Here is a 10,806-nt window from a genome sequence, read left to right as displayed (position 1 = left end):
CGAGATCTACTTGCTAGAACGGGATATCCTCGTCGTACAGGCCGACAGCGGGCGTGATATGTAGGCGGCCTGCGTCGGCGCTACTCCTCGGAACCCTCCGGCTTGATGGTCGACAGGTCCATATGCCTGCGAGCCTAGAAGAAAATAAGCCAGATCGTACCCAAGAGCAGGGAGACATATCCCACGGCGGTCACGAGGAAGTCTATAAAGGCGAGGGCCGCGGCAGTATCGACCCGGATGCCACAGGGAGCCATGTTCGATGCGAACCCATGCAGGGGATACATGGCACAGATAAGGCATATCGATTCGAGACCTGCCGCCAACAGGGGATTCACCCCCGCCAGCTCCCTCGGATAGAACAAGCCCATCAGGACGGAATCCGCCACCAGCGCCGCCCAAATCAGGAACACGCCGACCTTAAATGCCTTGGTGTCCTCGACCAATGCCAGGGGCATCATGCAGCCGAAGAAATCGAGCAGCAAGGCCGAGGCGATCAGCGGGACGACCATCACTCCACCGAGTTCTCGACGGAGTCGGCATCGATATCGGGGTTCGAGAGCAGGCCGTTCAGCAGGGACGGCAGGTCGATTCCCGTGCTGTCCTTCATACCGGATGCGACCTGGTCGACAATCGAGGTGGTCTCCTTTACGAGTTTCTGCGCGTTGCCCGATCCGTACATCTTGATGGAATCGACGGCGGTGAGGGGCTTCGCAACCTGCTCGGCTACCTTGGGCATGATGTCGATGTAGCGGTTGGCGAGCAGGTAGGGGTTATCCATGCCGTTGTACGCCTCGGCTTGGGCCTTGATGCCCGCCGCGACGCCCTCGCCGTGGGCCTTCTCGGCCGCACCCTCGGACTCGCCCTTCAAGCGCGTAGCTTCGGCCTCGGCCTTCGCTCGGGCCTGGATGCCCTCGGCGTCCTTTTGGGCGGAATACAGCTCGGCGTCGGATTGGTTCTGGCGCTCGATACGGGCGGCCTCGGCCTGCTTCGTGCGCTTGTAGAGGTCGGCTTCGGCCGCCTGCTCAGCTGCATAGCGGTCGGCTTCGGCCTGCTTCTTCACGGTCGCGTTCAGCTCGCGCTCCCTCACGTCCGCCTGGCGCTCGGCGAGCTCGACCTTCTTGGTCTCCGCGGCGATCTCGGCCTCCTGCTGGGCGATATAGAGCTCGCGCTGCTTCTCGGCCGTGACGGTTGCCTTCACCATATCGGCCTCGGCCTTCGCCTTGTCGGCCTGCTTCTTGAGGTCGGCCTGCTTCAAGTCGAGCTGGTTCTGGCGGATGGCGACCTCCTCGGCCGCCTTGATCTGCGCCAACTCGGCCTCCTTCTTGATCTCTGCGGCCTGGTCGGCGCCCATGGAGCGGATGATGCCCTGGGAGTCGGAGAAGTCCTGCACGTTGAAGGTACGCAGCTCGAGGCCGAGGTTGGCGAGATCATCCTTGGAGCCACCGAAGACCTTGGCGTTGAAGCTCTCGCGGTCGCGCATGAGCTCTTTGAGGTCCATCTGGCCGATGACCTCGCGCATCTTGCCCAGCATGACCTCGGTGACCTGGCGGGTCATCTCCTCCTTGTCGAGATTCAAGTAGTTCTTGGACGCGGTCTCAATCAGCTCTGGGGTCTGGCCGATCTGGAAGTTGGCGACCGCGCAGGCGTGGATGAGGATCGCGTCCTGAGTGGGGATTTCGTTCTCGGTGGTCAGCTGCACCTGCACGGCACCAAGGGACAGGGTATCCACGCGCTGAAGGAGCGGGATAACGAACGTGCCCTTGCCGGAGACGCTGCGCATCTGCCCGAATCCAGATACGATCATCAGTTTGTCCGGTGGGCATTTGCGCCAGCAGCTCTCGAACACCATCGCCACGACCAGGAGGCCGACGATGATGGGGAGCAGGTTGAAGATCAAAGATTCGAAGAACATATAGCTTCCTTTCTTCAAGGGCGGCTCTGACAGGGCCGCCCAGTAATAAACAGTTGCTTGTGAGGGGAATTACGCCAATAAATCAATCAGACGTGCGAGCATCACGACAAGCGTGGCGATGCAGGCGAAAACACCGAGAGCGAGCGAGAAGGTCCATGCACCGTGCAGGATATCGACCTGATCGGAGCAGCTCAAGTTATTGAGCCCGCCACCGTATCTCGTCCAAATATTGCGAAGTATGTTGATGATGGGCATCTAGCACTCCTGTGAAACTAGAAAGTGTTCGGGTTCAGATTGCTCAGAATCATTCGCTGGAACTGCTCAAGTTCGTGAGCAATTCATGGTTCCAAAACCATGAGAAGTGTGACGAGGCATGCGAGGACGCCACCAAGGAGAACGAGGATCCATGCGCTGTGTATGAACTCGTCCTGCTCGTAAGGGCTCAGGCTATTGAACCCGCCGCCGTATCTCGTCCAGATATTGCGAAGTTTCTCGATAACGTGCATCTATCACTCCTGTGAAACTAGAAGGTGTTCGGGCTCAGAATGCTTCACGATTATTCGCCGCCCGACCTTCGCCCGTGAGAAGAGGCGTTTCTCAGAGCGGCGCCGCCCCGGGGAATGCATCCGATTTAATACACGCAGAGTATGCTTGGGCTAGTTTTCCAAGGCAAGGATGCACGCTCTGATATATGCGCTGGCCGTGAGGTTTGAGGGCAGGATCTCCGGGTGTGCCGCGCGGGCGCTCACGAGTCCGGTCATCAGGTCCTTGTAAACCTCATAGTGGACGAGAGCCGTTCGGCTATAGCGCGTGGCACTCATAGATCGCTTGGGATTGTCCAAAACGGAAAGATCGAGCTCCCCTCCGCTGATTCGGTCGCGAAGTGCATCCTCGACGACACGGCTGACATTGGCGTCCCTCCTGGGGCCGCCTTTCAGTTTGAGCTCGAGAACGCGCCGCTCAAGGATTTCAGCCTCAAGCGGCGAAGTCGAGAAGGTGACCCTCTCTTTTTTGGATCCCGAAGATACCTTGCTGGCAGCGGGAGCCGTCGCAGGTTTGGATTTGCGGACACTCGTGGGGGAAGCGAGCGATGCGGCGACGCTGTCCTGAACAGGCTTTTGCGGGGCGGGTGCCGCAGGACGGGGTGCAGGACGGTTCTGTGCCCCAAAATTAGGCAAGGTAAAGCGAGGGGCATTGCTCATCATGTCGCCGACAAGGTTCTCGGGCAGATTGGAAGCCACAGTTACTCAACTCCTTCGGTATCGCCGGCGGCGGGCTTGAGCTCGCACCAGTTCACGATGTTGCCCACAAGGACGTCGTACTCGAATGCCGCACCTTTGAGGACGTTCATCTCGTAGATGCTGCGACCGTTCGCCTGCGCATCCTGGATTGCAACAGTTATACCGATTCGGCGCTGGAAGACCTTAAGGCCCATTTTCGGGAACTCCTCGACCATCTGAGCGGCAAAAGCCCTCGCGAGCTTGGCGATACCGCGATAGAGCGTGATGAGGACGGCAGGGGCGCTCATCCACGCGACCTCATAGGAATCAGATACCGCGCTGAGGAGCTCGAGGGTCTGCTCGACGGCCTCGGTGCCGAGCCTGTCGGCGGTAGTCGGGATGACGAGATGGGTGGCGGCGATGGTGGAGGAGATCGTCGAGAAGGTCATGCCCGGCTGCGTGTCGACTACGACAGCGTCGAAGTTGTGCTGGGATACTGCCGACTCTATTGCGCGCGTCAGGGAGTACTCATTGATCTCGTTACCCTCGAGGTCCCTCTCGTCTGCGACGTTTGCCAGATCAAGATCACCGGGGACGGTCGCCTGCCCGTCCTCGGTGCAGACCACTTGGACGCCCTTGAGGAAGCTAGAACTGCAGCAGGTGCCTTTCGCGACGCAATCCGACTCGATTCGCCCAAGCGAGCCCTGGGGATCCATGTCCACGGCTAGGACCTTAAGGCCGCGGCGGCGAAGTCCGTCGGCGATGGCATCTGCGGATGTCGTCTTGCCGACGCCTCCCTTCTGGTTGGTGAACACGATCACAGGGGTGAAATTCGGCATAGTGATTCCTTTCAAATTGAAATTGAAAACATTAGAGACAGAAAATGCCTAGGAGCGGCTGGCGATGCTCATGACCACAAGAGCGATCGGGATGGCGATGAGGCACGCTGCCGCGCCGACAATAAACTGAAGGACGGCGTAGGCGAGCCCGCTTGCAAAAAAGGCTACGAGCGCGACAATCCCCAAGATGAATTTGATGATTGGAATGTAATCAGGATAAGAAGACATAGACCCTCCAATGCCCTAATTGGACCGATGGCGGAAACTCCGCATTGAAGGTTGTTGTTTAATAATAACAGAATTATGTCATTAATGAACTGCGGAATAGATGAATAAAAGAATTAAAGAAGAAAATAAAAGTGCAACGACGGAATAACCGATTTTGAGAAAACACGATGAAGAGGAAAGCGTAATCAATGAACTAAAGAAGTACGTAACTGTGTCATTGCGTAACTGTGTCATTGCGTAACTGTGTCATTGCGTAACTGTGTCATTGCGTAACTGTGTCATTGCGTAATGACACTTCATTGCAGTCGCACTTGCAACTTTTCCTTGGGGGGCTTTCCTATAAAGGCCTCCACCCGGAATCGTCCTCATCACCATTGTCGAATAGTTGGAGCACGATCGCAGCGGAAGTAATAAGAAGCAGTAAAGCCAACCCATCTAGCTGGAGAAGGTAGCTCAAGCCGGCGAGTGCAAGAAGTAGTCCAGATGCAAGTAGGATAATAATCCGGGTCATATGCGTACCCGCCAAAGGATTACGGCGCTCACGCGGCATCACCAACGATGATGCTGTAGAGATCGTCATCTGACGCTATCAGCGCGACGATATGGTTTCTCCTCCTGATGACAGTCCTCTTGGAGACGCCCAAGAGCGCGCCGATCCTCTCGCATGTCAGGTTGTCGATATAGGACAGCTGGAAGATAGATCCGAGTCCCGGCTCGCAATCGTCCAGCGCCTCGACGACGACCATTACGAGATTCAATGTCGAATCGATATGCAGGACGCGGTTCCTCATCCGCTCCCTTTCATTCGATCGGGACGGCAGCTGCCTGAGCGCTGTCTCGCACTGGCTTCTGATCGAGGCTAGATGTCTCAGCTCGGACAGAACGCATCTGACGCGCTCCTCTCGAGCGCCGATGCCGCCATCGTCTGAGGAAAGAGACGAGTCATGGTTCTCGCCCTCGATCCCGACGATTGCAGATTGTCCATTACGCTCGGTTCTAATCAGCCTTTCCCACGAGTTCCCTTCCATGTCACTTCCCCTTTCGACATTTATTCAATCGTTCGTTCAGCAGCTCACAGCGAAGATGTGGCCTGTTTGCGGGCCAGGTCTATCGCGGCCTCCTTGTTGTCGCCGCGATAGACGATTCCGTTCGCATCCACAACCGGATGGACCGGCCCGTCGCCGATGATGAGCCAGGCGCCGTCGGGAGCCCTTCGCAGGTGCTTTTCGCCGCGGCCTGTTCGCTGGCGTGCGGCCTCGACCATCTTCCGGCAGCCTTTGACGCTCGTGTCGAGAAGCCATTTCCGCAGCTGAGGCATGAATTTATCCTCGCAGCCGGCATCTTTGGCCTCGGCCTGCCGGCGAGCCCACGCAGCGCCGATCTCGTCGGCCCCGAAACCGAGATTTCGCAGCTCATCGTAGGGCTGGCGTGCGGCGTCGAGCTTGTTGCGGTTGATCGTTTCGTCGGCGATTTTCCTGAAATCACTTGCGGTATCGACCTGAGAGTCCATTCCGGGATAGACGTCCGGTTGGTCGGTTTGAAAATCCATCCATCCATCCGTCCAATCTTCTGGATAGTCATTACTTATAGGTATATAGGGGGATTCACCTGAAAAAATTGCAGGTGAGGAAGAATCTTCACGTGAAGAAATTTCAGGTGAGGAAGTATTTTCACGTGAAATAGTTTCCGGTGAGGAAGTTTTTTCAGGTGAGGAAACTTCAGGTGAAGAAACATCACGTGAAACTTTTGCAGGTGAGGAGAAATCTTCACGTGAAGAAATTTCAGGTGAGGAAGTATTTTCACGTGAAATTTCTTCCGGTGAGGAAGTTTTTTCAGGTGAGGAAACTTCAGGTGAAGAAACATCACGTGAAACTTTTGCAGGTGAGGAGAAATCTTCACGTGAAGAAATTTCAGGTGAGGAAGTATTTTCACGTGAAATTTCTTCCGGTGAGGAAGTTTTTTCAGGTGAGGAAACTTCAGGTGAAGAAACATCACGTGAAACTTTTGCAGGTGAGGAGAAATCTTCACGTGAAGAAATTTCAGGTGAGGAAGTATTTTCACGTGAAATTTCTTCCGGTGAGGAAGTTTTTTCAGGTGAGGAAACTTCAGGTGAAGAAACATCACGTGAAACTTTTGCAGGTGAGGAGAAATCTTCACGTGAAGAAATTTCAGGTGAGGAAGTATTTTCACGTGAAATTTCTTCCGGTGAGGAAGTTTTTTCAGGTGAGGAAACTTCAGGTGAAGAAACATCACGTGAAACTTTTGCAGGTGAGGAGAAATCTTCACGTGAAGAAATTTCAGGTGAGGAAGTATTTTCACGTGAAATTTCTTCTGGTGAGGAAGTTTTTTCAGGTGAGGAAACTTCAGGTGAAGAAACATCACGTGAAACTTTTGCAGGTGAGGATAAATCTTCACGTGAAGAAATTTCAGGTGAGGAAGTATTTTCACGTGAAATTTCTTCTGGTGAGATTCGGAAACAAGACCTTCCGGCGTCCGGATGGTCCGCCAGCCAAGCCTCCCTGGCGCGGGAAATTGGATCCGCAGCTGCAACAAGGGACCTGCCGACAGTATTCATTCCATGGACATGGGATCCGCGCTCAACGATAAGGCCCATCTCGAGAAGGGAGGCGATGGTCGTGCGGGCAGTGCGCTCGCTCGTGCCGGACCAGTCCGCGAGAACGGCGGCTCCAAAATCGTAGCAACCCTTATCTACCGTGCAGGAGTAGATCAGGGCATATGCCACGAGCTGTGCGGGCCTAAGGCCCAAATAGCGCATGAAGCCGTGTATGGCGAACGAAGGACCGTAGCCTTCGGTCTCTGTCTCGAGAATCTTCGACACTATGCGGCCTTTCTCCTTTGCAGCGCCTGGACCGCCAGGGAGAACAACGCTTCTTCGTTGAAGACATTGCACTCCCCTGCCGCCCGCGCGGATTCGATTTCACTTATCAGGGACTCGCGTCCGTAAACGGACAGCATGAAGTTGACGAGATCACCGGAGCGGAACTGACCACCGCCGACAGACAGGGGAACCGCTAGGTCGAAATAGGCGACAAGCGGCTGTCCGATGGTATCGACCGCATCCAGCGCAACCGCCACCCTGCCTGCGCCCGCCTTAAAGATAGCAACAGGAGACTGAAGGAGTTCGGGAACCGATGCAAGCAGTGAAGGCTCGATGCCGTGCCTGTGTGAGCGTTTGGAGATCGTTGTCTCCCGAACGATATGCCGCACGGTGTGGCAGATAGGCAGGTTGGGAATCCCCGCCGCCAGAAGCGCCCTCGGAGTTTCGGGGAGAACGGACACAGGCGCCTGTCGGTTATAGCCCCGGCCCCTCGCCTTAGCAATTTCGGCGAATCCAGTCCACATTCGGCATGAATTCGCGTATTCGGCTAGATCTTGATTGTTTAGACCCTCTACTTCGATGGTAGAATCAACTTGACCGACGAGGGCGCGATACCGTCCTATGTCGTCGAGATCGTGTTGACGCTGTTCACCTTTCCACATCCGTGAACTCCCTTCTTCTACGGTCTCACGTTTCGGGTGCGGCTGGGGCTCTTCCTTAATTTCCCAGTCGCACTTTTTTTCTGACACCCTAAATTGAACAGTCTTCGGGAACGATGCGGGAACCATCATGCGGCCCCCTTACGGCCGTCAAGGGCCATGCTCTTTGACATGCTCTCTTGCAGGGACTGCAGAGAGGCGTATTCCTCGTACGGCATCTCATGGCTCGACTCCTTAATGAAAGGCGTCCTGCGCATATAGGCGTCGAGGTCGTCAATGTTGATGTAGATGGTCCGCGATCCACCACGGTTGAACGCGCCGTAGACGGCGGGGATCTCACCAGACTCAATGAGTTCCTGAACTGCATCGACATGGCGATGGATGTATTTTGCTGCCGCGGATTTGGAAAGCCATTTACTACTCGCCCACGGCTCCAACCTTTCTTTGCCGCTCATTACGCAACCTCATCCTTCTGGGGAAGACGATCATCGGTTTCGCCAAGCAGGTATTGGATGGAGCAACCGAACAATTGAGACATCTTCTCGAGTTGATCGTAAGTTGCCGACTTCGGATCGCGTTCGATTCGCACGATGATACTTCTGCTGACGCCGAGCTTATCGCCAAGATCGGTTTGCGAAAGGCGAAGCCTCACTCGTTCCGCACCGATACAATTCGGCATAAAACCCTCCTTCTGTGACCCTATTTGTACTACGCATATATACTATAACCCAATTTGTACCGTGTCACAACATTTTGTACCACCTAGGCTCATATTGAGGGGTGATGCAAATGCAAAACAATCTGAAGCAGATTCGTGAGAGCAAGAACATCTCGCAGCCTAAGGCGGCAGAGGATTTAGGGTACGGCTTGTCGACATATCGGAAATATGAAAACGGGACCAGGAGAATCTCTGACGAAAAACTCGTGCAGTTGTCCTCATATTTCAATGTTTCTATAGATGTAATTCTTGGCACAGCTTACAAGGTCGACCCAACATCCCCACAGTTCCAAAAGGACGCGAAAACAAGGTCGTTTCTCAATGCAATAGTTACCATCCTTACACCCCAAGAGCGATCGCTTTTACACGAGCTGCTCTCAAACTTCTCCAAGCTCAACGAGAGCGGCAAGACAAAACTAGTCGAAGAATCCGACACGATGGTTCGCTCTGGGAAGTTTGAAAGCTTTGGCGGACATTCTCAATTTTCGAGTGCCCAAGAAATTGCTTAGAAAAGCAAGCGGCAGCTTCAGCACGATTGTTCTGACTCCAGATTGGAATTTGATTCAAAGAGGACCAGATGCCTAAAAACAAAATTGGTGTTATTGAGAAAATAGGTGTCGACGCCGATGGCTTAGAGATATTCAGGGTTAGGGTCGAGGCCGGCACTCGTAAAAAGCGTGCCACAAAAAGGGTAACGATTCATGGAACCATGAGAGATGCCCAAGCAGCCGCATCCATGCTCTATGTCGAGTTGAATTCCAGCCTTTCTGAACGCGACATTCCTGAGATTACGCTGAATCAATACTTTTATGGCAGGTTTATCCCAGCCCTGGAAAAAGAAGGTAAGACCAACAGCACAATCGACGGATATGTCAAAAACTATCGAAAATGGATCTCCCCGAATCATGGCGAACGAGTCCTCTTGAATCTAGATGAGAACAATGTCCGACATCTCATCGAGCAATCTGGGACCCCGAGAAACACGCTGCGGACGTACAGGGCGATCTTGAACAGGGCCAAATCGGATGGTTTCATACGCCATAAAATGGATCTAACGGGACTCGATGCCAGGGCAAAGAAACAGAAACGCCCCGCACCATGGTCACCCCTGGAATTAAAGCACGCTGCCGACGCACTAGTTGACGATGAGATGGCATATCTAACCCTGCTGGTCGGCAGTGCGGGCCTTCGCAAAGAAGAGAACCTTGCAATCACGCCAGCCGACGTACAGATATTGAAAATGCCGACTTCCCAGGGCGTAAAAAAGTATGTGCTCCTGAACGTCCATGCGGCCTATACCGACGAGGACGGACTTAAGGTCACCAAAACAGAAGAGTCTAATAGGCACGCTCTGGTTCTTCCAGAGTTTACGGAAAGGTTTCTTTCAGCTCTCGAGGCCACGAAGCCCTCAATCGAGCAAGTTGAGGGATGCTGGCTCATCAGGCACAAAACAAGCTGGCACAAGTCCAGAAAAGCCAAATATAGGATCGAAACCGTCATGGGAAGTCGAAAAGATGCCCAGGCAGTAGCAAGTCGGTTGGCCGCAGAAACGGCAGCAAAGTATAAGTTGGGGTCAAACCCAAAACTGAAGGAAGTTGCCGATGGAATTTGGACTGTCACCGTTTTTAACGGATATGTCGACACCATGGAGAGGACCATCGCGCCGGAGGCGTTCATTGGAACCGAGCAAGATGCAACGCGACACGCCCTGGAGCAGTGGAGCAACCGGCGAATTCTTCCATGTGCCGGCGAAACACTGCGAGGCCATTGGGAAACAGCGCTGAGGAAGCATGGCCTGAGGTTTATTCCCGTGAATAACCTGAGACATACCTCAGAGACGCTCATGGCCGCCAGCGGAGTTTCGACTCCGACAATTTCAAGCATGCACGGACATACGCAGTTTAAGACGGATTTCCAGCACTATATCGACCTAAATGTCGAGGCGATCCTTGATGCCGCCGATAAGGTCGACACATTCATGGCTTCAGACATGGCAAGTGGCGGCTTCACTCTCGAATCGCTTATTGAGAAAAAGGACTTCTAGAAGATGTTCAAAAGCCAAACGCGAGTAGTTTCTATACAAGTCAATATAAACTACGCCTGAGGCAATGAGAGGCGATATAGAGCGCCGAATCGATATCTTAGTAACACAGATGAGTGCCAGACTTTCAGATGGTCTTAAATCGCGTCTGAACGCTTAGCCCATCCAGATTTGCCGAAAAACTGCGACCATCGATTCATCACACTTCCATCTTTTTTGGCGAAAGCAAACGCATCGATCGGTAGATCATATAGCTCATTTTAAATCTACTGATACAGACGGGACCCATATCTATGCACTAATCAGTGGTGCCTTGATTATCGACTTTATCCGAACACCTCCCACATTCA

General features: G+C 53.7%; 13 protein-coding genes. 2 read left to right on the top strand and 11 right to left on the bottom strand.

Translation table 11 applies throughout. The features are described from left to right. Positions 1-134 precede the first annotated feature (134 nt). The 11 genes from DW151_RS10040 to DW151_RS09985 form a co-directional block, all read right to left on the bottom strand. The gene (locus DW151_RS10040; protein ID WP_118335698.1) at positions 135-509 is read right to left on the bottom strand and encodes a hypothetical protein; all 375 of its coding nucleotides are present in this window, start codon (positions 507-509) and stop codon (positions 135-137) included. Then, the gene (locus tag DW151_RS10035) at positions 509-1,912 is read right to left on the bottom strand and encodes a flotillin family protein (protein ID WP_118335696.1); all 1,404 of its coding nucleotides are present in this window, start codon (positions 1,910-1,912) and stop codon (positions 509-511) included. The genes DW151_RS10040 and DW151_RS10035 overlap by 1 nt, the downstream gene beginning before the upstream one ends. A gap of 69 nt (positions 1,913-1,981) precedes the next feature. Further along, positions 1,982-2,167 (bottom strand): hypothetical protein, encoded by a 186-nt coding sequence (locus DW151_RS10030; protein ID WP_118335694.1) that lies wholly within the window; start codon positions 2,165-2,167, stop codon positions 1,982-1,984. 401 nt (positions 2,168-2,568) lie between these two features. Further along, positions 2,569-3,153 (bottom strand): hypothetical protein, encoded by a 585-nt coding sequence (locus DW151_RS10025; protein WP_118335692.1) that lies wholly within the window; start codon positions 3,151-3,153, stop codon positions 2,569-2,571. A gap of 2 nt (positions 3,154-3,155) precedes the next feature. Then, positions 3,156-3,971 carry a ParA family protein gene (locus DW151_RS10020; RefSeq protein ID WP_118335690.1) on the bottom strand — a complete coding sequence of 272 codons (816 nt, stop codon included), beginning with the start codon at positions 3,969-3,971 and terminating at the stop codon, positions 3,156-3,158. Between the two features lie 48 nt (positions 3,972-4,019). Then, complete coding sequence (locus DW151_RS10015; protein WP_118335688.1) at positions 4,020-4,199, bottom strand: hypothetical protein; 180 nt, start codon at positions 4,197-4,199, stop codon at positions 4,020-4,022. A gap of 539 nt (positions 4,200-4,738) precedes the next feature. After that, complete coding sequence (locus DW151_RS10525) at positions 4,739-4,990, bottom strand: hypothetical protein (RefSeq protein ID WP_147351783.1); 252 nt, start codon at positions 4,988-4,990, stop codon at positions 4,739-4,741. A gap of 281 nt (positions 4,991-5,271) precedes the next feature. Continuing rightward, positions 5,272-7,038: a hypothetical protein gene (locus DW151_RS10520; RefSeq protein ID WP_147351782.1), complete on the bottom strand. Its 1,767-nt coding sequence runs from the start codon at positions 7,036-7,038 to the stop codon at positions 5,272-5,274. Beyond that, positions 7,038-7,829, bottom strand: coding sequence for a hypothetical protein (locus DW151_RS09995; protein WP_118335680.1), 792 nt, complete (start codon positions 7,827-7,829; stop codon positions 7,038-7,040). Before DW151_RS09995 ends, DW151_RS10520 begins: the two co-directional genes overlap by 1 nt. Then, a complete protein-coding gene (locus tag DW151_RS09990) occupies positions 7,826-8,152 on the bottom strand; it encodes a helix-turn-helix domain-containing protein (RefSeq protein ID WP_118335678.1) in 327 nt (108 codons plus the stop codon). The genes DW151_RS09995 and DW151_RS09990 overlap by 4 nt, the downstream gene beginning before the upstream one ends. Next, positions 8,152-8,376, bottom strand: a complete 225-nt coding sequence (locus DW151_RS09985; protein WP_118335676.1) for a helix-turn-helix domain-containing protein — start codon at positions 8,374-8,376, stop codon at positions 8,152-8,154. The genes DW151_RS09990 and DW151_RS09985 overlap by 1 nt, the downstream gene beginning before the upstream one ends. 110 nt (positions 8,377-8,486) lie before the next feature. Between DW151_RS09985 and DW151_RS09980 the strand changes: the two genes are divergently transcribed. After that, a complete protein-coding gene (locus tag DW151_RS09980) occupies positions 8,487-8,924 on the top strand; it encodes a helix-turn-helix transcriptional regulator (RefSeq protein WP_158571696.1) in 438 nt (145 codons plus the stop codon). Between the two features lie 68 nt (positions 8,925-8,992). Next, on the top strand, positions 8,993-10,459 hold the full coding sequence (locus DW151_RS09975) for a hypothetical protein (protein WP_118335672.1): 1,467 nt from the start codon (positions 8,993-8,995) through the stop codon (positions 10,457-10,459). Positions 10,460-10,806: the final 347 nt, after the last annotated feature.

The organism is Collinsella sp. AM13-34 (assembly GCF_003473055.1).
GTDB lineage: Bacteria > Actinomycetota > Coriobacteriia > Coriobacteriales > Coriobacteriaceae > Collinsella.
This window is presented reverse-complemented; position numbering and strand designations above follow the sequence as displayed.

What these genes read in the sequence shown, in the direction of transcription:
- DW151_RS10040 (WP_118335698.1), bottom strand. Translation starts at nt 509, where the DNA reads ATGGTCGTCCCGCTGATCGCCTCGGCCTTGCTGCTCGATTTCTTCGGC.
- DW151_RS10035 (WP_118335696.1), bottom strand. Translation starts at nt 1,912, where the DNA reads ATGTTCTTCGAATCTTTGATCTTCAACCTGCTCCCCATCATCGTCGGC.
- DW151_RS10030 (WP_118335694.1), bottom strand. Translation starts at nt 2,167, where the DNA reads ATGCCCATCATCAACATACTTCGCAATATTTGGACGAGATACGGTGGC.
- DW151_RS10020 (WP_118335690.1), bottom strand. Translation starts at nt 3,971, where the DNA reads ATGCCGAATTTCACCCCTGTGATCGTGTTCACCAACCAGAAGGGAGGC.
- DW151_RS10015 (WP_118335688.1), bottom strand. Translation starts at nt 4,199, where the DNA reads ATGTCTTCTTATCCTGATTACATTCCAATCATCAAATTCATCTTGGGG.
- DW151_RS10525 (WP_147351783.1), bottom strand. Translation starts at nt 4,990, where the DNA reads ATGAGGAACCGCGTCCTGCATATCGATTCGACATTGAATCTCGTAATG.
- DW151_RS09995 (WP_118335680.1), bottom strand. Translation starts at nt 7,829, where the DNA reads ATGATGGTTCCCGCATCGTTCCCGAAGACTGTTCAATTTAGGGTGTCA.
- DW151_RS09990 (WP_118335678.1), bottom strand. Translation starts at nt 8,152, where the DNA reads ATGAGCGGCAAAGAAAGGTTGGAGCCGTGGGCGAGTAGTAAATGGCTT.
- DW151_RS09985 (WP_118335676.1), bottom strand. Translation starts at nt 8,376, where the DNA reads ATGCCGAATTGTATCGGTGCGGAACGAGTGAGGCTTCGCCTTTCGCAA.
- DW151_RS09980 (WP_158571696.1), top strand. Translation starts at nt 8,487, where the DNA reads ATGCAAAACAATCTGAAGCAGATTCGTGAGAGCAAGAACATCTCGCAG.
- DW151_RS09975 (WP_118335672.1), top strand. Translation starts at nt 8,993, where the DNA reads ATGCCTAAAAACAAAATTGGTGTTATTGAGAAAATAGGTGTCGACGCC.